Annotated in this window: 23 protein-coding genes; 14 read left to right on the top strand and 9 right to left on the bottom strand. The window is 51.4% G+C overall.

Features of this window, described 5'->3' with window-relative positions; genetic code table 11:
* Nucleotides 1-167 precede the first annotated feature (167 nt).
* The 8 genes from BM040_RS19670 (at nucleotide 168) to crcB (ending at nucleotide 5,277) form a co-directional block, all read left to right on the top strand.
* Nucleotides 168-515, top strand: a complete 348-nt coding sequence (locus BM040_RS19670) for a hypothetical protein (protein WP_092105164.1) — start codon at nucleotides 168-170, stop codon at nucleotides 513-515.
* 131 nt (nucleotides 516-646) lie between these two features.
* Nucleotides 647-1,060 (top strand): WapI family immunity protein, encoded by a 414-nt coding sequence (locus BM040_RS19665; protein ID WP_139217857.1) that lies wholly within the window; start codon nucleotides 647-649, stop codon nucleotides 1,058-1,060.
* Nucleotides 1,061-1,146: 86 nt separating this feature from the next.
* A complete protein-coding gene (locus BM040_RS19660) occupies nucleotides 1,147-1,923 on the top strand; it encodes a Type 1 glutamine amidotransferase-like domain-containing protein (protein ID WP_092105160.1) in 777 nt (258 codons plus the stop codon).
* A gap of 150 nt (nucleotides 1,924-2,073) precedes the next feature.
* The gene (locus BM040_RS19655) at nucleotides 2,074-2,952 is read left to right on the top strand and encodes a dimethylarginine dimethylaminohydrolase family protein (protein WP_175491131.1); all 879 of its coding nucleotides are present in this window, start codon (nucleotides 2,074-2,076) and stop codon (nucleotides 2,950-2,952) included.
* 98 nt (nucleotides 2,953-3,050) lie between these two features.
* Entirely contained in the window at nucleotides 3,051-3,533 is a 483-nt protein-coding gene (locus BM040_RS19650) for a GNAT family N-acetyltransferase (RefSeq protein ID WP_092105155.1), read from the top strand.
* The gene (locus tag BM040_RS19645) at nucleotides 3,530-4,156 is read left to right on the top strand and encodes a class I SAM-dependent methyltransferase (RefSeq protein WP_092105153.1); all 627 of its coding nucleotides are present in this window, start codon (nucleotides 3,530-3,532) and stop codon (nucleotides 4,154-4,156) included. The genes BM040_RS19650 and BM040_RS19645 overlap by 4 nt, the downstream gene beginning before the upstream one ends.
* 214 nt (nucleotides 4,157-4,370) lie before the next feature.
* The gene (locus BM040_RS19640) at nucleotides 4,371-4,802 is read left to right on the top strand and encodes a VOC family protein (RefSeq protein ID WP_092105151.1); all 432 of its coding nucleotides are present in this window, start codon (nucleotides 4,371-4,373) and stop codon (nucleotides 4,800-4,802) included.
* 103 nt (nucleotides 4,803-4,905) lie between these two features.
* Entirely contained in the window at nucleotides 4,906-5,277 is a 372-nt protein-coding gene (gene crcB, locus BM040_RS19635) for a fluoride efflux transporter CrcB (protein ID WP_217646798.1), read from the top strand.
* 3 nt (nucleotides 5,278-5,280) lie between these two features.
* Here the strand turns inward: crcB and BM040_RS19630 are convergent, their stop codons facing one another.
* On the bottom strand, nucleotides 5,281-5,595 hold the full coding sequence (locus BM040_RS19630; protein WP_092105147.1) for a winged helix-turn-helix transcriptional regulator: 315 nt from the start codon (nucleotides 5,593-5,595) through the stop codon (nucleotides 5,281-5,283).
* 124 nt (nucleotides 5,596-5,719) lie between these two features.
* On the opposite strand from BM040_RS19630, the gene BM040_RS19625 reads away from it, so the two are divergent.
* Nucleotides 5,720-6,634, top strand: coding sequence for a ClpXP adapter SpxH family protein (locus BM040_RS19625; RefSeq protein ID WP_092105145.1), 915 nt, complete (start codon nucleotides 5,720-5,722; stop codon nucleotides 6,632-6,634).
* A 74-nt stretch (nucleotides 6,635-6,708) separates the two neighbouring features.
* Here the strand turns inward: BM040_RS19625 and BM040_RS19620 are convergent, their stop codons facing one another.
* From BM040_RS19620 to BM040_RS19600, 4 genes are all read right to left on the bottom strand, one after another.
* Nucleotides 6,709-7,338, bottom strand: coding sequence for a peroxiredoxin (locus BM040_RS19620; protein WP_092105142.1), 630 nt, complete (start codon nucleotides 7,336-7,338; stop codon nucleotides 6,709-6,711).
* Nucleotides 7,339-7,369: 31 nt separating this feature from the next.
* Nucleotides 7,370-7,837, bottom strand: a complete 468-nt coding sequence (locus tag BM040_RS19615; RefSeq protein WP_092105140.1) for a Fur family transcriptional regulator — start codon at nucleotides 7,835-7,837, stop codon at nucleotides 7,370-7,372.
* Nucleotides 7,838-8,657: 820 nt separating this feature from the next.
* A complete protein-coding gene (locus tag BM040_RS19605; protein WP_092105136.1) occupies nucleotides 8,658-9,431 on the bottom strand; it encodes an enoyl-CoA hydratase-related protein in 774 nt (257 codons plus the stop codon).
* Nucleotides 9,432-9,504: 73 nt separating this feature from the next.
* Complete coding sequence (locus BM040_RS19600) at nucleotides 9,505-10,779, bottom strand: aspartate kinase (protein WP_092105134.1); 1,275 nt, start codon at nucleotides 10,777-10,779, stop codon at nucleotides 9,505-9,507.
* 82 nt (nucleotides 10,780-10,861) lie between these two features.
* On the opposite strand from BM040_RS19600, the gene fbp reads away from it, so the two are divergent.
* A complete protein-coding gene (fbp, locus tag BM040_RS19595) occupies nucleotides 10,862-11,869 on the top strand; it encodes a class 1 fructose-bisphosphatase (protein ID WP_092105132.1) in 1,008 nt (335 codons plus the stop codon).
* 82 nt (nucleotides 11,870-11,951) lie between these two features.
* Here the strand turns inward: fbp and BM040_RS19590 are convergent, their stop codons facing one another.
* The 4 genes from BM040_RS19590 to yihA form a co-directional block, all read right to left on the bottom strand.
* On the bottom strand, nucleotides 11,952-12,260 hold the full coding sequence (locus tag BM040_RS19590; protein ID WP_092105130.1) for a hypothetical protein: 309 nt from the start codon (nucleotides 12,258-12,260) through the stop codon (nucleotides 11,952-11,954).
* A gap of 845 nt (nucleotides 12,261-13,105) precedes the next feature.
* Entirely contained in the window at nucleotides 13,106-13,630 is a 525-nt protein-coding gene (locus BM040_RS19585) for a DUF5606 family protein (RefSeq protein ID WP_092105128.1), read from the bottom strand.
* A gap of 21 nt (nucleotides 13,631-13,651) precedes the next feature.
* Nucleotides 13,652-14,062, bottom strand: a complete 411-nt coding sequence (locus BM040_RS19580) for an energy transducer TonB (RefSeq protein WP_092105176.1) — start codon at nucleotides 14,060-14,062, stop codon at nucleotides 13,652-13,654.
* Between the two features lie 76 nt (nucleotides 14,063-14,138).
* A complete protein-coding gene (yihA, locus tag BM040_RS19575; protein WP_092105126.1) occupies nucleotides 14,139-14,747 on the bottom strand; it encodes a ribosome biogenesis GTP-binding protein YihA/YsxC in 609 nt (202 codons plus the stop codon).
* 557 nt (nucleotides 14,748-15,304) lie between these two features.
* Here yihA and BM040_RS19570 point away from each other — a divergent pair.
* The 4 genes from BM040_RS19570 (at nucleotide 15,305) to BM040_RS19555 (ending at nucleotide 19,645) form a co-directional block, all read left to right on the top strand.
* Entirely contained in the window at nucleotides 15,305-17,296 is a 1,992-nt protein-coding gene (locus tag BM040_RS19570; RefSeq protein ID WP_092105124.1) for an OmpA family protein, read from the top strand.
* A 151-nt stretch (nucleotides 17,297-17,447) separates the two neighbouring features.
* The gene (ubiE, locus tag BM040_RS19565) at nucleotides 17,448-18,170 is read left to right on the top strand and encodes a bifunctional demethylmenaquinone methyltransferase/2-methoxy-6-polyprenyl-1,4-benzoquinol methylase UbiE (protein WP_092105122.1); all 723 of its coding nucleotides are present in this window, start codon (nucleotides 17,448-17,450) and stop codon (nucleotides 18,168-18,170) included.
* The gene (gene porT, locus BM040_RS19560; RefSeq protein ID WP_092105120.1) at nucleotides 18,119-18,889 is read left to right on the top strand and encodes a type IX secretion/gliding motility protein PorT/SprT; all 771 of its coding nucleotides are present in this window, start codon (nucleotides 18,119-18,121) and stop codon (nucleotides 18,887-18,889) included. The genes ubiE and porT overlap by 52 nt, the downstream gene beginning before the upstream one ends.
* Nucleotides 18,890-18,892: 3 nt before the next feature.
* Nucleotides 18,893-19,645 (top strand): SDR family NAD(P)-dependent oxidoreductase, encoded by a 753-nt coding sequence (locus tag BM040_RS19555; RefSeq protein WP_092105118.1) that lies wholly within the window; start codon nucleotides 18,893-18,895, stop codon nucleotides 19,643-19,645.
* Nucleotides 19,646-19,705: the final 60 nt, after the last annotated feature.

Raw genomic sequence — 19,705 nt, 5'->3', positions numbered from 1 at the left:
TCTTTTTTTTCATCTTATGTAAGAGTTAAGTGTGAATTAAAAGGTAGCTCTTATCCGCTGCTTTTTAAAACCCTTTACCAAAGGTTTAGTGCAACCAAGCATAGCAGGCATGCTTCGGCTTACGCCTCGCCATCTGCTATACCAGCACGTTGGTGATAATTTGAATTATGAGATTAATCGCAAAAGTAAATCGAGCAGAATCTGAGACTAAAAGGCTAATGATTTACGAAACAGCTGACGGCGTATATTTATTTGGTTACACTACACTTGACGATTCTCACTCTAAATGGGATGCGTTGCATGAAAGTATAGAGGATGCTAAAGAAGAAGGTGAGGATGTATCTGGTGTAGGATTTGAAGATTGGGTTGAGATTCCAGACCCAATGGAACACTGTCAGCATGACTGGATAAATCCTGTTAGAGTAAAAGGGAGGGATACAGGTACACCTGACTGGGGTAAATATGAAAGGTTTGAAAACGGCAAATGGATTGAGCTTGAACCTTCAAAACAGTAAAGTTAGACTACGCTTTTAGTGTAGATTGAGAACAAAAACGAAAAATAACTTCCACCAACACAGCACATGAGCCAAGCTTCAGCTACGCCTTGCCCACCTCATGTACGAGACCGTTGTGGGGTAATAAGATTATGGAAATCAGAATAGGTAATAGTGCGGAATTCTTAGTCATCAGTTGCCCTGAAGTTGGTGAAACAAGGGCTAGTGACGACGATTTCTATAAGGTCACACTTCAGCTACATATTAGTGGAATAACTACTAGTATAGGTGCTTATGTTATGATTGGAGAACTATCGCAGTTTCAAAAAGACCTAAGCAAGCTGTATGATACATTAAAGTATAGCTTCATGTTCGTAAGTATAGAAGATAATGTAGAGTTACGCTTCACACCTAACGCCACAGGACAGATTGAAATCAAAGGATATGTAAGAAATAGCGACTATACTGCATCAGTTGACTTTACAATAGAAACAGACCAGTCATATTTACCTTCTACCATAAAGCAAGTTAAGGAAGTACTGACTGCAGTTGAATCTAAAAATTAAGAATATAACCCCACAACAAAGTGCAGCTCTAACCCTTGCTTCGCTTCGGGCTTCTGCTGCACGAGTGACGTTGGAAGCCCCAAAACATGAAAAGAAGAGACTTCTTAAGAAATACGGCCGTTGCGACTGCTGGCATCTCCATGGCTGCAAATGCGGAGTTGTTTGCGCAGAAACAGGAGATAAGAAAGATATTTCTAACCGGTGGAGGGTATGACCTTAAAACCATCAACTACCTTATTTCCCTCACAGGAAAAGAAAATCCTAAAATATGTTTCCTGCCTACTCCCATGGGAGATAGTGACGCATACATCAACAAATGGTTTGAAATAGCGAAAGAACTTCCGCTACAGCCTTTCGTGCAGAAGGTATTTATTTCAAGTGCAGAACAGAAAACACCTTTTGAAGAAACATTGCTGCAAATGGATGCTATTCTGGTTACAGGCGGCAATACACTGAATGCTGTAGCCTTATGGAAAGCCCACGGCATTGACGTTATCCTCAGGAAAGCCTGGGAGAAGGGAGTCGTTTTATCAGGACCAAGCGCTGGAGCGATTTGTTGGTTTGAAGAGGGGCTTTCCGATTCCAGGCCGGTAAATTATACTGCTGTGAAAGGATTGGGATTTCTGAAAGGAAGCAACTGCCCCCATTACCACACGGAGGCAGAAAGGCGTCCTTTATACTTGAAAATGATTGAAGAAGGTAAGTTGCTTCCGGGGTATGCCTGTGATGAAACAGCCGGTCTGTACTTTGAAGGCACCCAATTGAAAAGAGTCGTCGCGCAAAATAAAGCAGATAAAGCTTATAAGATAACCAAAAGTAGAGGCAAAGTGGTAGAGACAGCCCTAGAGCCTGAGCTAATCTAAATATATACTCGCATCCGGCAAACGCTAATTGCTTTGGCTGTAATTCAGGAAAGCCTCTCAATCACCCATCCTCCCAAAGTATAAAGTATAACAAATTCAATTCCAAGTCTTATTTTTGCAGCGCAGAAAGCATCATTAGATAGTATAGAATTGAGTAAGACCATCAGGCAATACAGCGAAACCGATACGCTGCAGAAAGTAATTATCGGGAGGTACGAGAACTACAGTGAAGCCCCGGCCTATGTGGAGTTGGTGAACGAAGACCAGAAGCAGGGGCTGCCGGAGAGGGGGCAGCTGAAGGAGGAGTTCGATACTTTCAGGCAGGTGCTGACGGAGGCGGGCGTGGAGGTGCTGGTGCCGGATTACGTGGGCAAGTTTGTCTACGACCAGCTCACGCCGCGCGACCTGGGTGTGGTGATAGGAGAGAAGTTCCTGCTCTGCAACATGGTAAAACGGAGCCGCCGCTACGAGAGCGCTGGTATTTTCCGCTTCCTGCACGACATCCCCAGCCACGAAGCCAACATCATCATCCCCGACTCACCCACCTGTTTTATAGAGGGCGGTGACATACTGGTAGACAAAGGGAACATCTTTGTGGCCGTGTCGCAGCGCACCAACCACGAGGGGGTGGCTTTTCTGGAGGAGCAGTTTGGCGATGCCTTTAACGTGGTGTCGGTAGAGGCGCGAACCTTGGAAGAAGGCGAAAACGTGCTGCACCTGGACTGCATGTTCAACCCCGTAGGAGGCAAGGCGGCCCTGATTTATGAAGAAGGCTTTAAGCAGGTTCCACGTGAGATACTGGACAGCTACGACCTGATCAGGGTAAATAAAGAGCAGCAGCGGGAGCTGGCCACCAACATCCTGTCGCTGTCGCAGGACCGGATCGTCAGCCGCGACCATCCGCTGTGCAAACCCATCAACGAGGAAATCAGGAAGGCAGGCATAGAGGTGACGGAGATAACCTTTGATGCAGCGCCGGCTACGGGCGGCTCGTTCAGGTGTTGCAGTCTGCCTTTGCTGCGGGGCTAGTTTACCAGGGCATCAACAGCGGAAGTATAAAAACGGGTTCGGCGGAGAGGTAAACAAAAGCAATTTTGAGTAGCTTACGGCTAAAAGTATAAAAACCTATGCCTCTCACCATCCGCCCCATCCAGCCCACGGACAACGCGCCACTGGCCACGTTAATCCGGCAGGTTTTCAGGGAGTTTAAAATTGATAAGCCCGGCACGGTGTATACCGACCCGATCACCGATGCGCTGTATGAGCTTTTCCAAAACCCTGCCAGCGCCTACTTTGTTGCTGAAGAAGGCGGCGTGCTGGTGGGCGGCTGCGGCTTATACCCCACCGATGGCCTGCCAGAAGGCTGCGCGGAGCTGGTAAAATTTTACCTCGCTGCCGAGGCCAGGGGCAAGGGCATAGGCAACGCACTAATGCAGCAAAGTATAAAAGCGGCCAAAGAGCTTGGCTACACGCAGCTCTACCTGGAGTCGTTTCCCGAGCTGGCCAAGGCCGTATCAATGTATGAGAAAGCAGGTTTCATGCCTTTGCCGCACGCACTGGGCAACTCCGGCCACTACGCCTGCACCATCTGGATGTTGAAAGAACTATGAGCATAGAACAAGCCTACAACCGTTGGGCCCCGCAATACGACACAAACAAGAACCGCACCCGCGACCTGGAGGCCGTGGCCCTGCGCGCTACGCTGGGAAGTATAACTTTTGATAGATGCCTGGAAATTGGCTGCGGCACAGGTAAGAACACCGAGTGGCTGGTACGAAGGGCGCTGCAGGTTACCGCGGTGGATTTGTCGGAGCAGATGCTGGAGCGGGCCAGAAAGAAGGTGAGCTCCAACAAAGCCGATTTTATACTTGCCGACATCACCCAAAACTGGAGCTTTGTTGCGCAGCCATACGATTTGGTGAGCTTCAGCCTGGTGCTGGAACACATCACGGACCTGGAGCATACCTTTAAGCAAGCGGCTCTCGCACTGAACCACGGTGGGTACGTGTATATCGGCGAGCTGCACCCTTTCAAACAATACAGCGGCACCAAAGCCCGCTTCGATACAGAGGAGGGGAGGCAGGAGGTGGAGTGCTACACCCACCATGTGTCCGACTTTGTGCAGGCTGCCCGGCGACACGGCCTGAAGCTAGTGGATGTAAACGAATACTTCGACAACAACGACCGCACCGGCATCCCACGCATCCTGACTATCTTGTTGCAGAAAGTATAGGCTGGCACCTTCCCGGGTTATCCCTAGCCTTTTACCTCCTTTTATACTTGCATGCCTTTAAAAGCAAAGTGCTGTGCCTGCGGCGAATGCGATAATTCTCTTATATTTGACAAGAGCTATATGCTTTTCATGTGCTGGCAGTACAGGTTTACTTGCCACTAAAGTATACAGCAGCTCTTCGTTTTTCTACATCACAACTTAACTAACCTATACCATGGCATCTATCAGCCCTTACCTCACCTTTGCAGGCAACTGCGAAGAAGCGTTCAACTTTTACAAATCCGTATTCGGGGGTGATTTCCCGTACGTGGGCCGTTTTAAAGACATGCCTTCCGAGAACCCGATTCCGGAATCAGAAGGAAACAAGATTATGCATATTTCCCTGCCGATTAGCAAGGAGACCACCTTGATGGGCAGCGACTCATCCGAGGCGTTCGGGCAGGCCACCGTAATGGGCAACAATTTCTCCATCTCCATCAATGCCGAGAACGAAGATGAAGCTAAGCGTCTGTTCGAAGGCTTATCGGAAGGTGGTAAAGTGACGATGCCGCTGAACAAAACTTTCTGGGGCGCGCTGTTCGGCATGTTCACCGATAAGTTCGGTATCCAGTGGATGGTAAACTACGATTACGAGCAGAAGCACTAAGCAACTCTTTTGCAGTTTACCCACCCCTAACCCCTGAAGAGGTTAGGGGTGGGTTTATACTTTCACGGGATCATTTACTGCCTTAGAGCAGGTATAAATTTTGATGAAGATACTTTTAGCAGTAGGGATAGGCAGTTTTATGGGTGGCGTGGCGCGTTACCTGCTCTCGTTGTTTATCCAGACACGGTCAGGCGCTGCGTTTCCATTTGGTACGCTGGGGGTAAATATACTGGGCTGCTTTCTTATCGGGCTCGTTGTGGCTGTCTTGTCCAGGGGAACGCTGGCACCGGAGTGGCGCCCTTTCCTGGTTACCGGTATCCTGGGCGGTTTTACCACCTTCTCGGCTTTCTCGATGGAGTCGGTTTACCTGCTGCAGGCAGAGCAGTACGGGCAGGCTATCCTTTACATCCTGGCCAGCGTGGTGCTGGGCCTGCTGGCAACCTTTGCCGGGATGTGGCTGGTGAAGCTGGCCTAAGCCTTAGCTCAGGAACCCTTCCATACTTCGGAACACCGTCACCATCGCCCGCCCTCTCTCCGACAAAGTATACTCTATGTGCAGCGGCTTCTCCTGCACCACAGTCTTCACCAGGATATCGGCTTCCTCCATCTCTTTCAGCGCCGTGGCCACCGATTGCTTGTTGGAGCCTGGCAACTGGCGCAGCAAGGCGTTAAACCGCACCGGTCCGTCCAGGGCCAGCCGGAAAATCTGCGGCTTCCACTTCCCCGATAACTGCTTCAGAATGCCCTCGGCGGGGCAGCTCGCCTCGTCCTGCGAAAAATTGTTGGTGGTCATGTTTTTTTGACTAATTGACTCTCCTAAAGTATAGGCCGATCTTTGTAAAAGAAATTCAGCACGGCCGATTGGTTACCTAGCTAACAGGCCGCCTTGTATAAAGTTTAACCAAGATAAGAAGACCATGGAGACAAAACCAACAATGATGCACTGCGATATGGAGACCGGCGTTTGCGAAATTCCGGTAGGACAGGCAACAACAGAAGAGACCAACATCGCCGCAGCCCAAAAGCCAATCAAGCTGCTATACTTCACAGACCCCATTTGCTCCTCGTGCTGGGGCATCGACCCGCAACTGAAGAAACTGGCGCTGGAGTACGGGCCATACTTTGAGGTGGAGTACCGCATGGGCGGGCTGCTGCCAAGCTGGGAAGCCTACGGCGGCCGCGACGTAAACGGACCTGCCAGCGTGGCCCAACACTGGGAGGAAGCCGGCGCCTACTATGAGATGCCGATAGACGGCGACCTGTGGCTGGAAGACCCGCTGCCCTCGTCTTACCCGCCTTCCATTGCCTTTAAAGCAGCCCAGCTGCAGGGCGAGGACAAAGCCGTGAAGTTCCTGAGAAGAATAAAGGAGATGATCTTCCTGGAGAAGAAAAACATTGCCCGCTGGGAGAACCTGGCGCTGGCCGCCGAGCAAACTGGCCTGGATGTAGCGCAGCTGAAGTCTGACTTTGAGGGCAAAGCGGTAACGCTGTTCCAGGAAGACCTGGCGCTGGCGCGTCAGCTGGGCGTACGCGGCTTCCCAACTATCTTTGTATTAGACCAGAATGATAACCGTGTGCTGGTATATGGCTCCCGCCCTTACGAGCAGTACGAGCAGGCGCTGCTGCAGCTGCACCCGGAGGCAAAAAAGCAGGCGCATGACACGGCTTATACTTCAATTTTTGCCAAGTATAGCACGCTTACCACCAAGGAGTTTGCAGTAATTGCCGGAATGAGAACCATTGAGGCGGAAGTATACCTGCAGGAGCTGCACACCCAAGGCAAAATCGGGAAGTATGCCTCCAAAAACGGTGCCCTGTGGCTGAAGCAGTAAGCTGACAGATTAAAGTATAAAAACAAAAAGCCCCGGCATTGCCGGGGCTTTTCTATCAATAAGTTACTTAAAGCTTAGTGCTTTGCAAGGTAGCTAGAAACACCTTCTTTGGTAGCCTGCATCGCCTCTTTGCCTTCAGACCAGTTAGCTGGGCAAACTTCGCCTTTCTCCTCGAAATACTGCAGGGCGTCTACCATGCGCAGGGCCTCGTCGATAGAACGGCCAAGCGGCAGGTCGTTTACAACCTGGTGACGAACCACGCCTTCTTTGTCGATCAGGAACAGACCGCGGTAAGCAACCGGCTCACCTACAAATACTGCTTCGCCTTCTTCGTTGTAGTCGTAGTGACCAGCCAGCACGTCGTAGTTCTGCGCGATAGTTTTAGAAGCATCTGCTACAAGTGGGTAGTTTACACCCTCGATACCACCCTGGTTGCGTGGTGTGTTCAGCCATGCGAAGTGAGAGAAGTGCGTGTCAGTAGAGCAGCCTACTACCGCTACGTTCTTGCGCTCAAACTCTTCCATTCTGTCCTGGAAGGCGATGATCTCGGTTGGGCACACAAACGTGAAGTCCATTGGGTAGAAGTAGAAAATTACGTGCTTCTTGCCAATGTACTGCTCCAGAGAGAAGTTCTCTACAAATTCTCCGTTTTCAACGGCTGTTGCTTTAAAAGAAGGTGCTTTTTTACCAACTAATACTGCCATGTGTAATTTAGTTTTTAGGGTTTTGAATAATCTATTTTGAAACTCTTGTAATGCGGATTTGTTTATCGGGCTCCACTTTATTCCCCGTCAGCTGCACCGAAAAACCTTTAATCTCAAAGTTTTCCAATTTTCGTTTGCTGAAGAACTCGGTGAGCAGCTGCTCCAGCTCCTCATCCTCAAAATCCACGATTTCCTTGGTTTTGCTGCAGAAGATGTGGTTGTGCACGTGCGTGTTGGCATCGTAGCGCTTGCCGCCTTTCTCCGAGAGTGCCCGTTTGATAAGGCCTGTCTCTACGAAGGTATCCAGGGTTTTATAAACCGTGCCCAGCGAGAGGGTTGGGTTGGCGGGACGCAGGTGCTGGTATACTTCCTCGGGGGTGGGGTGGTGCCCATGCAGCTCCATCACCGCCTCGAACACCACAATGCGCTGGTGCGTGGCTTTCAAACCACCTTCCAGCAGGCGTTGTCGCAATTCGTCTCGGGTCAGGTTGTGCTGCATACTAGATAAGAATGTTTCTTACTTAGGAAAAGTTCCTGCAAAGATAGAGCTTATAGTTAAGAGTTAAAAGTTAAGAGTTAATAAAGTTTAGGAGTTTGAGAGTTAGAGAGTTACAGAAGTTAGAAAGTTTGGGAGTTAGAGAATGACTCTAAATAGTATAAAATGTGAGCGGCTGGCACTTTGTAAGAGCCAGCCGCTCACATTTTATACTTTATACTTTCTGCCGCAAGTTTAGCGGTAGAGTAACTTGTGGCTGTGCATGGGGCAAGTTTGCAACTTGCTTTCTGCGAAAGCAGAAAAGTATAGATTAGTAGGTAAGTTATACTTTGGCTAACCATGGCTAAAGTATAAAGTATAGCCAGCACCTTCGCGTCCTTGCTTTTCCAAAGCAAAGCAGTTTCAAACTGCTGCTAAAGCAACCACAAGTTGCGCTGCCGCTAAACTTGCGGTATGAAGGTTATCAAAGTATAAAGTATAACCCTTGCAGTACCGGGTCCAACCACCCCCAGCCCCTCCTTAGCCAAGGCGGGGAGCCTGTAACTGTTACTCCCAAAGTATAAGCCTTGTAGCTGTTGATTGGCTTTCCTTCTACCACACTCTTGAAGGACATAACGAAAAGCCTCTGCTACCATGATTACAGCAAGAGTAGTAGGATAAAGATTCCCCTCCTTTGACTACCGAGAACGCGAGTTCGAAGGTAGCGAGCGCAGCTCTGAGGGGTTAGGGGTGGTTGGATAACTTTCTAACTTTTTAACCTTCTAACTCCTAAACTCCCCAACTCCTAAACTCTCTAACTCTCTAACTCTCTAACTCTAAAGGCCTACCGGCCCTTAAACTCCGGCTTGCGTTTCTCCACAAAGGCGTTCATGCCTTCGGTCTGGTCTTCGGAGGCGAAGCAGAGATAGAAGTTCTTGCGCTCAAAATATAAGCCCTCGTCCAAGTTGGTTTCGAAAGAGCGGTTCACGGCTTCCTTGGCCAGTTTGGCCGCCACCGGCGACATCTGGGCAATTTCTGAGGCCAGTTTAAAAGCCTCCTCCAGGTATAGCTCCACTGGTACCACGCGGTTAATCAGGCCGTGCTTCTCGGCTTCTGCAGCGCTCATAAACCTGCCGGTCAGTACCATTTCCATGGCTTTTGCCTTGCCGATGGCTTTGGTCAGGCGCTGCGTGCCGCCGGCACCGGGCATCACCCCGATCTTTATCTCCGGCTGGCCAAATTGTGCCGTCTCCGAGGCTACAATCATGTCGCAGGTCATAGCCAGCTCACAGCCGCCGCCCAGGGCAAAACCCGACACAGCCGCAATGATTGGCTTCTTTGTCTTGCGGATCTGATCCCAGGTGGAGAACTGATCGATGTTGAGCATGTCGATAGCAGTTTTGCCGGCCATTTGCTTGATGTCGGCTCCGGCGGCAAAGGCGCGCTCATTGCCCGTGATGATGATCACGCGTACCGCATCGTCCTCGTCCAGCGCTTTGAGGGCATCGCGCAGCTCACCCATCAGCTGCAGGTTCAGCGCGTTCAGTTCTTTGGGGCGGTTCAGTTGGATAAGCGCCACGTGCGGCTGCGCCTGCGTGGTTACAAGTATAAATTCCATAGTAGTGATAGGTTTCGGTTATGACGTATGAAGTTAGCTTTTTGCGGCAAGTATAGAAACAAGTAAGTATAAACTAGCGGCACACGATCTGGAAAGTAGTACGCGTGCGCTGCTCCAGCAGTACCTCCTTGCCCTCCTGTATGCGTTTTATACTTTCCGCGTTGTAGTTTTTAACCGTGTAGAGCTGCAACTGGGTGTTGTAGTGGATCACGAACTGGTCCTGCAGGGTCTGCATCAGCCGCTCCAGGCGCTCGGGGTTGTAGTCGGTGCAGATGGAGAAGGAGATGGCTGAGTTCTGCATCAGGTTGATCTTGATGCGCAGCTCCGAGAGCGCGTTGAAAATCGTACCCAGGTTCTTCTCCGAGATAAAGGTAAAGTCCTTCACCCCAAACGACACCAGGCACTGGTTTTCCTTAATGATATAAGCCGGGGCCTGCACCTCAAAACGGCAGTCGCAGATCTTGGTGCCCTCGCCCTCGGGGTCCAGAAACGACTTCACGTAGAGCGGTATCTTTTTATTGGCGAGCGGCTTGATGGTTTTGGGGTGGATAACCGAGGCACCGTAGTAAGCCATCTCCACCGTTTCCTGGTAGGAGATTTCCGGGTAGCGCACCGTGTCGGGGAAGTGCTTGGGGTCAGCGTTGAGCAGGCCGGCCACGTCTTTCCAGATCACCATTTCCGAGGCATCGAGGCAGAAGGCAAAGATGGCGGCACTGAAGTCGGAGCCCTCGCGGCCCAGCGTGGTAGTGTGGCCGTTGTTGGTACCGCCCAAAAAGCCCTGCGTTACCACCAGCCCTTGCTGCAGCAGTTGCGGCACATCGCGGCGAACCAGGCGCTCTGTCCAGGCCCAATCCACTTTCCCTTCGCGCCAGTTGTTATCCGTTTGGATATACTTTCTGCTGTCAATCAGTGAGTTGTAAACATCCTGTTCGGCCAGGAAATAATGCAGAATGGTGGCGGAAAAAAGTTCGCCAAAACTTACTGTTTGATCGTATACCCAATCAAAATTGTCGGTCGGGGAGATTTCGCTGAGCCTGGTGCGGAGCAGGTCGAACAGGTGCTCCAGCCGTTCGTGTGCCGGGTGGTCCTGCTTCGAAAAGAGCTCCTGCAGTACCTGCACATGGTATGCTTTGAGCTGCTCCAGCTCTGCGCTAAAATCCTGCTGGCGGAAGGCCAGTCCGAGAAGCGCCTCCAGAGCGTTGGTGGTTTTGCCCATGGCAGAGACAACCACCAGCAGCCGGCTCCCGTCGTCCTGGTGTTGGATGATGCGGGACAGGTTGCGGAACGCAGCGGCATCTTTAACGGAAGCGCCGCCAAACTTGTATACTCTAATCCTTTCTGTATTCATATATCGTAGACGCAGGGCTCTCGGAATATAGTCTAAAAATGATATTTTTGTAAATTACTTGCTATCAGTAAAACCTATCAACATGAATGAAAAATTAGGACTGCCTGTCGGAACGACGCTCGACAGGTTTATTATGAGGAAGCAGGAGGACTTCCCCTTTGCGACGGGGGAGCTGTCTCAGTTGCTTCGCGACATTGCCCTGGCTGCAAAGATCGTAAACCGCGAGATAAATCGCGCAGGTTTGCTTGATGTAACTGGTGCCTACGGCCAGCAAAATGTGCAGGGCGAGGACCAGCAGAAGCTGGACGTGATCGCGAACATCCGCTTTATACGCGCCCTGCGCAATGGCGGTGAGGTATGCTCCATCATTTCGGAGGAGGAAGACGACGTTATCCAGACCGGCAACACCCGCGGCAAGTACATTGTGGCTATCGACCCGTTGGATGGCTCCTCCAACATCGACGTGAACGTGTCTATCGGCACGATCTTCTCCATCTACCGCCGAATCTCCGACCAAGGCTGCGATGGCACCATGGAGGACTGCCTGCAGAGCGGCACTCGCCAGGTGGCAGCCGGTTACGTTATCTACGGCTCGTCTACCATGCTGGTGTACACCACCGGGGCAGGCGTAAACGGCTTCACCTACGACCCCACGCTGGGCGAGTTTTTCCTGTCGCACCCCAACATGTGCACACCTAAAACAGGCAAGATCTACTCCATCAACGAGGGTACTTACAACTCTTTCCCGGAGGGCGTGAAGCAGTATGTGCAGTATTGCAAGGAGAACGAGTACTCGGCACGCTATATTGGCTCGCTGGTAGGCGATTTTCACCGCAACCTGATCAAGGGAGGCATCTACATTTACCCGGCCACAGCCAAAGCCCCCAACGGCAAGCTGCGCCTGATGTATGAGTGCAATGCGCTGGCCTTTATTGCAGAGCAGGCGGGAGGAAAGGCTACCAACGGCGCGCAGCGCATTATGGAGCTGGTACCTACCGAACTACACGAGCGCTGCCCGTTGTTTATCGGCTCCCCGGAGATGGTAGACAAGGCAGAGGAGTTTTTGAAAGTTGAAGTAGCCGTAAGTTAACCCAACCCACACATCTGGAATTAGTAATCTGACTAACAACATCACAAAGGCAGGAGGCGCAACGCTTCCTGCCTTTCTTGCTTTAGTGCCCGCTGTACCGCAGTCGGATTTCGGCTTTCTGTATTTCTCTCTTGATGATAAGGCGGGCAATGCGGGTGGCAATGATTTCCTCGTCGGCGTCTATCATGGCCTCTTTTACCTTTTGCTCGTCCACGTCTATGCGGTAGAGGATGTGCAGCAGCCGGCTGAAGTCGTTGCGCAGAAGTTGCTGCACGATGTGCGCGAGCTTAAACTCCAGCGCCTCCAGGTTGGTGGCCGGCAGGTTATCAACGTCAAAAATACGCTGCAGGTGGTTGGTGGTGCCTGCAAGCAGGGCAGGGGAGTATGGCATTGCGTAAAGGTACGTATACTTTAGAAATAGATGCTGCAAGTATAAATAGCTGAATGCGGCAAATGTTTAAGGCTTATACTTTGGCTATACTTCTAGACTTGCCAATTTATACTTTTATACTTTCTCTGGCGTAATCTTCCGCTTGTGCCTCCTATGCCCTTTTTGCTGGCGCGATTTTGTAACTCGTGCATACAATGATGTTGGGTTTGTAACCCAGCTGGCTCGCAGAGCTATACTTACGCTGGCTATATTTATACTTTGGCTAGACTTTCCTAGCCACTGCTTTCCGCAACTTGATGCAAGCTATCCTTGCTAGCTACCGTTCATCCTCTAGACTTACATAAGCTACTGTTGCATCTCCTACTTTGGCTCCCTCAAGGCCGGGAGGCCTCGCCTTCGGGCATCGCGCGGTGTACATTTCTTTTGCTACCCTTCGGTCGCAATGCCCTTAACGGGCACCAGAAATCTACAAGGCGCTCAACCCAAAGGCTGGGAAGCATTCGATAGCTGCTGCCTTTGCTGTTGAAAAGAGAAGCATGAAGTTAGTAATACAGAAACTGTCCCCTTGAGGACAAGTGAGAACGGGAGTTCGAAACTTGCGAGCAAAGCTCAACAGGGGTGTATTGTCCCCTTAGAAGGGGGTAGGGGGATGACAATCGGTTGCAGGAATTCCCCTCTCGGGAGGGGCGGGGGTGGGTTTGCACCTTCACCAAAGTATAAATTGCAGCTTAGGTGCTATACTTCAGCCAGCCCGCAAAAGTATACTTTGCCTAAAATATAAAAGGCTAAAGTATAAACCAGCAGAAACAAAAAAGCCCTCCGTGCGGGAGGGCTTTTTCTATGTGTTAGGCTTCCTTCTCAGATTTCTTCTTGCCGGAAGCTTTTTTCTCGGCAGGCTCCTTTTCTTTTTTGGCCTCAGTTTCCTTTTTGGCCGCTGTTTTCTTCTCTGCCTTTGATTCTTCAGACGTGGCAGCCTCGGTAAAACCAACGTGCTTTCTCACGATGCTGTACCAGCTTACCAGTTTCTTCATGTCCGATACGTAAACGCGCTCCTCGTCGAAGTTTGGCAGCACGTTGCTCATAAACTCCTTGTAGTCCTCGTTTGATGGCTTGTCGCCCAGGGGCAGGTCCTCGCCATACTTCTCGTTTACGCGGTCAAACACCTCGGCAAGCGGCACAGTGCCTTCTCCGTCGGTGGTGTAGATCGAGATCTCGTCGAGCAGCGACATGCGGTGGCGCGCCTGCGCTACCATCGTCTTCGGAGTATCCTCCAGGCTCTCCAAAATCACACCGGTGCGTGTAGGTTTTACTACACGGTAAAGGCCGCTTTGGCCAGAAACTGCTGCAACTTGTCTTAAATCAATAGGCATAGGTAATATGTCTTGTGTCGGTTATAGTTTAAACATTATCGGGATGCTGGCATCTACACCGTAACCAGGAGCTTTAAACTTCAGCAGCTTGGCCACCCGCAGCGCCTCCTCCCCGGTGCCGGCGCCGGCATTGCGCAGTACCTTAAAGTTGGTGGTGGAGCCATCCGGGTTCAGGGTGAAGCTGATGATGCAGTCGCCCTGCACGCGGTTGCGCTTGGCCAGTGTGGGGTACTGCAGCTCTTTGTAAATAGCCTGGTACATAGCCTCCTGGCCACCCTCGTAATACTCGGCCACCGGTACGGCTTTCTCAGGAGTCCATACTTTATCCTCTGTGGCCGCCTGTGCGGTGGCTTTGCCAGTATTTTGGGCGTTTGCCGCCGTTACTGCCAGCATGGCAAATAAAAGAAACAAAAACGAAATTCCAGTTCTCATAAGGGTAAACATTTAAAATTTTCTACATCACGGGTCCCGCTGCCACACTATTAAATGCTAACCATTGTCCGCTGGCTCAGGGCTGGTTCTGCACCTGCGCGTTCACCTCTTCTATAAAGCTGAGGATCTCGTCGCGGCCGATCTGCTTTTCTGAGGAAGTGCGGAACATCTGCGGCAACTCTTCCCATGTTTCCCGCAGTTTACGCTTCCAGGCAGCGATGGTTGAGTCCGTCTTGATAGACGACTGCTTATCGAGCTTGGTGAACACAATCACAAAAGGCACGCCCATGTTACCGAGCTGGTGTATGAACTCCAGGTCCTGGGCCATAGGGTCGTGGCGGCTGTCTATCAGCACAAACATGCAGGCCAGGTTCTCGCGCTTCTGCAGGTAAAAGTTTATCATGCGGCGCCACTCCTCGCGCGAACGCTTGCTTACTTTGGCATAGCCATAGCCCGGCAAATCCACCAAATACCACTCGTTGTTTATCAGAAAGTGGTTGATGAGCTGGGTCTTGCCCGGCTGCCCCGAGGTCTTGGCCAGGTTCTTCTGGTTTGTGAGCATGTTGATGAGCGACGACTTGCCCACGTTAGAGCGCCCGATAAAGGCATACTCCGGCTTATCCGGCTTCGGGCAGGCCTCCACCTTGGTGTTGCTCATCAAAAACTGTGCTTCCTTTATTACCATGCTGCTGTGTGTTGTGGTAGCTAAAGCCGCCCCTTTGCTCGCACTTCTTCCAAAGGCCGGGCGGCAATACTGTTGTAAAACCCCAAAGGTAGCAAATTAATTCGCCGTGGCGTTTGGCAGGTACCACTCTCAGCTCTGAAACGCAAAAAAACGCGGAACATTTTGTCCTGAGCCGCCTTATCCTGAACTCCCCCGGAAAAATTTTGAAAAGTATACCTTATTGGGGTAAAGTTGCCTTATTTATGGCCATATATACTTTGCTTATATAATATATTGTATATATTTGCTGCTGATTCAATTTCGTGTGAGTAATTTTATACCTGTACCTGCCTCTCTTAGATGCAGGATTTCCGGAGGCCCGCTTACTATTTCCGGATTGCCAGACGTACACCGGCCAAATTTTTAGGGGAGAGATGTGTATTTCAGATATACTAAAATATATATATCTCGTATAGATGCTGGAATATCCCGGTAGCCCTGCTTGGGGCTGCCTAATGTCTCAGGAGATTTTTTGAAATCACCACTAATTTAGGAAAGTATAACAAACCCTTTTTCACATGAATTATTTAGCCAAAACGTTCTCGCGGGGATCTCTGCTGCTTGCCGTGGTATGCCTTATGGCCACTTCCGCATCGGGGCAAAGCACCAGAAAGCAATTGCGAACTGCAAACAAATTCTTTAATAAGGAGAACTACCGTGCTGCGCTTCCTTATTATGACCAGGTGTTAACGGCAGACCCTAAAAATGCCAAGGCGCTATACTTTGCCGGTATCAGCTACCTGAGCTTTGACAAGGAGAAGTCGGCTGACTACCTGTACCGCGCAGCCGAGCTTAACCCAAAAGTGGACAAGGAGCTGGAATACTGGTTGGGCCGCACCGACCATATCAACTACCGCTTCGACAGCGCCATTGAGCACTTCAAGAACTATCAGAAAACCATCAAGCCTCGCAACGTAGAGCGTAAAGAGGAGGTGGCACAGCTGATCCAGTATGCCCAGAACGCGAAGCGCGAGGTGGCTAACCCGAAGGATGTGTTCGTGAAAAACCTGGGTGGTGATGTGAACACGGCCTTCTCCGAGCACAGCCCGGTTATCTCGTCAGACTACAACTACCTGCTGTTCACTTCGCGCGCTGAGGGAGCCACAGGTGGTAAGGCTGCCGAGGATGGAGAGTACTTTGAGGATATTTTTGAGACAACCCGCACCGGCGAGGACTCCTGGGAGAAACCGCGCATCGTTGCAGGCGGCCTGAACAGTGTCGGCCACGACGCCTCTATCCAACTCTTCGACAACGATACCAAACTGTTGCTGTACCAATCTATCAACAACGGTGATATCATGGTATCCGAGCGCCAGCCGGACGGAAGCTGGGGCACACCAAAGAGCATCAGCGACAAAGTGAACACCCGTGATTTCGAGTCTGACGCCTACATTACCCCAGACGGATCGACGCTGTTCTTCTCCACGAGCCACTACTCTGAGAACGGCGACCTGGACATCTACATGGTGCAGCGTGAAAAGAACGGCAACTGGGGCAACCCTAAGAGCCTTGGCAGAACCATCAACACCCGCTTCGACGAGGACAGCCCGTATCTGTCTGCTGACGGAACGTTATACTTTGCCTCCCGCGGCCACAACAGCATGGGCGGTTACGACATCTTCGCCTCCAAGTATGACTCGGTGGCGCGCCGCTGGGGTCGTCCGGTAAACCTGGGCTCGCCTATCAACACGCCGGATGATGACACCTACTACCGCCTGGCTCCGGACGGAAGCTATGCTTACCTGTCGTCTTACCGCATCGGCGGCTACGGCGAGAAGGATATCTACACGATCAACTACATCAAGAATACAGAAGTTAAGGGCCGTGTGCTCGTAATGGGCGATAGCACCCTTACCCTGCCAGGTGTAGAACTGATCTTTAACGGTGTGCAGGCCGACAACCGTCCGATTTCTTACCGCGACGTAAGCAAGCCGGATTCTGCTACCTACAGCGTAAACGTGCTCTCCGGCCGTAACTACCAGGTGCAGCTGTCGCTAGACGGCAATGTGCTGGAGACACAGGAGGTAGAGGTACCTGTTGTGCTGGACGACACGACTACGGTTAGAAAAGACTTCTTCATTACGCTGGACGACACAACAGCCGCCCGCATTGCACGCGTTGCTCCGGATGCTGCTGTGAAGGACTTCAAGATGGAGAACATCTACTTCGCCACCGACAAGTATGACCTGCGCCCTGAGGCTATCCAGGAACTGGACAGAATTGCTGAAATCATGAAGGCTAACCCAACCATGAACATCAGCATTGAAGGCCACACCGACTCACGTGCCAGCAACTCTTACAACATGACCCTTGGCCAGAACCGTGCTGACGCTGCCTTCGATTACCTGGTAGGCAAAGGCATCTCGGCTAAGCGCATGGTAACGGTGAGCTACGGCGAGAGCAGACCTGCTGTGCCGAACACTTCTGCAGACAACATGCAGCTGAACCGCAGAACTATCTTCAGAGTGCTGGAGCGCGACGAGATACAGAAAGGTCAGGAAGTGCAGTAAGACCAAACGTTGGCCTTGTTGCCAGAACTATACTTTAGAAGCAGGCCGGGCGCATACCCGGCCTGCTTTTTTTACTTTTCGGAACATATTCTGCGGATTATAGTTTTAGGTACTGTATTTTTGCCTTGTTACAATCATTTTATCCCAACCCATGGCGGTAGTACCTTACAAAGACCAGAACGAGAACAAGAAGTCGCAGGTGGCTACGATGTTTAACAACATTGCCGGCAACTATGATTTTCTGAACCACTTTTTGAGCGCTGGCATCGATATCATCTGGAGGAAGAAGGCCATTAGCCTGCTCGTCTCCGAAAAACCAAAGCAGATGCTGGACATCGCCACCGGCACCGCAGACTTCGCCATCGAGGCGCTCCGCCTGAACCCGGACAAAATCACGGGCGTGGACATCTCGGAGGGCATGCTGGCTGTAGGACGGGAGAAGCTGGCCAAACGCGGCCTCACCGACAAGATTGAGCTCAAGTATGGCGACTCAGAGAACCTGCCGTTTGCCGACAACACCTTTGATGCCATTACCGTGGCCTTTGGCGTGCGCAACTTCGAGAACCTGGAGAAAGGGCTGGCGGAGATGCACCGCGTGCTGAAACCGGGCGGAACGGCGGTGGTGCTGGAGTTCTCCATGCCGCGCAGCTTCCCGATGAAGCAGCTGTATCAATTTTATTTTAAAAATATACTACCGGTAGTGGGTAAACTCGTTTCTAAGGACAACGCTGCCTATACGTACCTGCCGGAGTCGGTGCAGGCGTTTCCGGACGGGCAGAACTTCCTGAATATCTACCATAAAGTTGGATTTAGAGACACGAAATGGCATTCACTCACATTTGGCATAAGCTCTATCTACACAGGCAAAAAATAGCCTTTTGTAGTCTGTTTATACTTTTTCTGATGCTGGGCGGTAAGGCGCAGGCGCAGCAGAAAGTTAACGCCCTTAACAAGCCCGGCTACGACGAACGGCCCGTGCACTACGGTTTTTACCTGGCCGTGCCGCTTACCAAGTATAACGTGCACCACTCGCAGGAGTACGTGGACCGCATCAGAGGCGGCAGTGAGGAAGCCATCAACTCCAAAAAGTCCCTGGGCTTTTATACCGGATTGGTGCTGAACGTGCGCCTGGCCGATTACCTGGATGCCCGCTTTGTGCCGGGAGTGGGGTTTTATGGCCGCACCCTGGAGTTTACCAAGGTACCTACCTTTGAGGAAACAGAGGACGTGATGCTAGAGACCATCAGCAACACTATGATTGAGTTGCCGGTGCTGCTCAAGTATAAGTCCAAGCGCCGCTCCAACTACAGGCCTTACATGGTGGCAGGCATTAAGCCGGGTATAGATTTGGGCAAGGGCAACAATGGAGAGGGAGCAGGTGGGGATATTGCTCTGCATGTGGAGAAGTTTGACCTGGCGCTGGAGTACGGCATCGGCATCGATATCTTCTACCCATACTTTAAGTTTGCCCCGGAGCTGCGTTTCTCGCACGGCTTGCTGAACCAGCACAAGACTTTACCCAACAGCACCTACAGCAGGTCCATCGACAAGCTGACCCACCATAACGTATCACTTATACTTTTCTTTGAATAAGAAATGACCAAGATTGCACTTGTTACCGGAGCCACCTCGGGTATTGGGCTTGCCACGGCCGTGGAGCTGGCCAAGCATGGTTTTAAGATAATTGCCACCGGTCGCCGCCGTGAGCGCCTGCAGGAGTTGCAGCAGCAACTGGGAGAAGAAAACGTATACCCGCTGCTGTTTGATGTGCGTGATAAGGAAGCGGTAGCGGAGGCAGTGGCTTCGCTGCCAGAGGAGTGGCGTGGGGTAAATGTGCTGGTGAACAACGCGGGCAATGCCCATGGCCTGGCCCCGGTGCAGGAGGGCTCCCTGGATGATTGGGATGCGATGTTGGACATCAACGTGAAGGGCCTGCTTTACGTGACCAAGGCGGTGCTGCCGCTGCTGCAGGGGCAGGGCGGAGGGCATATCGTCAACATTGGCTCCATTGCCGGCAAGGAAGTGTACCCGAATGGCAACGTGTACTGCGCCTCCAAGCACGCGGTGGATGCCCTCTCCAAAGCCATGCGCATGGACCTTGTGCAATTTGGCATCAAGGTGTCAGAAGTAAACCCCGGAGCGGTAGAGACCGAATTCTCCGAGGTACGCTTTAAAGGTGATAAAGAGCGTGCGGCCGCCGTGTACAAAGGTTTTCAGCCACTGCTGGCGCAGGATATCGCTGAGTTGATAGCCTTTATGGTGACGCGCCCTGCCCACGTAAACCTGGCCGAAGTGCTGGTCCTGCCAACGGCGCAGGCCTCCTCTACCATCATCGTAAAAGAGCAGTAGAACGCTGAAGTATAAAAGTATGAACCCCCGCCTCCGGAAGTATAAACCGGGAGCGGGGAT

Source organism: Pontibacter chinhatensis, assembly GCF_900113285.1.
Taxonomy (GTDB): Bacteria; Bacteroidota; Bacteroidia; order Cytophagales; family Hymenobacteraceae; genus Pontibacter; species Pontibacter chinhatensis.
The sequence above is the reverse complement of the archived record's forward strand: the minus strand, read 5'-3'. Positions and strand labels throughout refer to the sequence as shown.

What these genes read in the sequence shown, in the direction of transcription:
- BM040_RS19670 (WP_092105164.1), top strand. Translation starts at nt 168, where the DNA reads ATGAGATTAATCGCAAAAGTAAATCGAGCAGAATCTGAGACTAAAAGG.
- BM040_RS19665 (WP_139217857.1), top strand. Translation starts at nt 647, where the DNA reads ATGGAAATCAGAATAGGTAATAGTGCGGAATTCTTAGTCATCAGTTGC.
- BM040_RS19660 (WP_092105160.1), top strand. Translation starts at nt 1,147, where the DNA reads ATGAAAAGAAGAGACTTCTTAAGAAATACGGCCGTTGCGACTGCTGGC.
- BM040_RS19650 (WP_092105155.1), top strand. Translation starts at nt 3,051, where the DNA reads ATGCCTCTCACCATCCGCCCCATCCAGCCCACGGACAACGCGCCACTG.
- BM040_RS19645 (WP_092105153.1), top strand. Translation starts at nt 3,530, where the DNA reads ATGAGCATAGAACAAGCCTACAACCGTTGGGCCCCGCAATACGACACA.
- BM040_RS19640 (WP_092105151.1), top strand. Translation starts at nt 4,371, where the DNA reads ATGGCATCTATCAGCCCTTACCTCACCTTTGCAGGCAACTGCGAAGAA.
- crcB (WP_217646798.1), top strand. Translation starts at nt 4,906, where the DNA reads ATGAAGATACTTTTAGCAGTAGGGATAGGCAGTTTTATGGGTGGCGTG.
- BM040_RS19630 (WP_092105147.1), bottom strand. Translation starts at nt 5,595, where the DNA reads ATGACCACCAACAATTTTTCGCAGGACGAGGCGAGCTGCCCCGCCGAG.
- BM040_RS19625 (WP_092105145.1), top strand. Translation starts at nt 5,720, where the DNA reads ATGGAGACAAAACCAACAATGATGCACTGCGATATGGAGACCGGCGTT.
- BM040_RS19620 (WP_092105142.1), bottom strand. Translation starts at nt 7,338, where the DNA reads ATGGCAGTATTAGTTGGTAAAAAAGCACCTTCTTTTAAAGCAACAGCC.
- BM040_RS19615 (WP_092105140.1), bottom strand. Translation starts at nt 7,837, where the DNA reads ATGCAGCACAACCTGACCCGAGACGAATTGCGACAACGCCTGCTGGAA.
- BM040_RS19605 (WP_092105136.1), bottom strand. Translation starts at nt 9,431, where the DNA reads ATGGAATTTATACTTGTAACCACGCAGGCGCAGCCGCACGTGGCGCTT.
- BM040_RS19600 (WP_092105134.1), bottom strand. Translation starts at nt 10,779, where the DNA reads ATGAATACAGAAAGGATTAGAGTATACAAGTTTGGCGGCGCTTCCGTT.
- fbp (WP_092105132.1), top strand. Translation starts at nt 10,862, where the DNA reads ATGAATGAAAAATTAGGACTGCCTGTCGGAACGACGCTCGACAGGTTT.
- BM040_RS19590 (WP_092105130.1), bottom strand. Translation starts at nt 12,260, where the DNA reads ATGCCATACTCCCCTGCCCTGCTTGCAGGCACCACCAACCACCTGCAG.
- BM040_RS19585 (WP_092105128.1), bottom strand. Translation starts at nt 13,630, where the DNA reads ATGCCTATTGATTTAAGACAAGTTGCAGCAGTTTCTGGCCAAAGCGGC.
- BM040_RS19580 (WP_092105176.1), bottom strand. Translation starts at nt 14,062, where the DNA reads ATGAGAACTGGAATTTCGTTTTTGTTTCTTTTATTTGCCATGCTGGCA.
- yihA (WP_092105126.1), bottom strand. Translation starts at nt 14,747, where the DNA reads ATGGTAATAAAGGAAGCACAGTTTTTGATGAGCAACACCAAGGTGGAG.
- BM040_RS19570 (WP_092105124.1), top strand. Translation starts at nt 15,305, where the DNA reads ATGAATTATTTAGCCAAAACGTTCTCGCGGGGATCTCTGCTGCTTGCC.
- ubiE (WP_092105122.1), top strand. Translation starts at nt 17,448, where the DNA reads ATGGCGGTAGTACCTTACAAAGACCAGAACGAGAACAAGAAGTCGCAG.
- porT (WP_092105120.1), top strand. Translation starts at nt 18,119, where the DNA reads ATGGCATTCACTCACATTTGGCATAAGCTCTATCTACACAGGCAAAAA.
- BM040_RS19555 (WP_092105118.1), top strand. Translation starts at nt 18,893, where the DNA reads ATGACCAAGATTGCACTTGTTACCGGAGCCACCTCGGGTATTGGGCTT.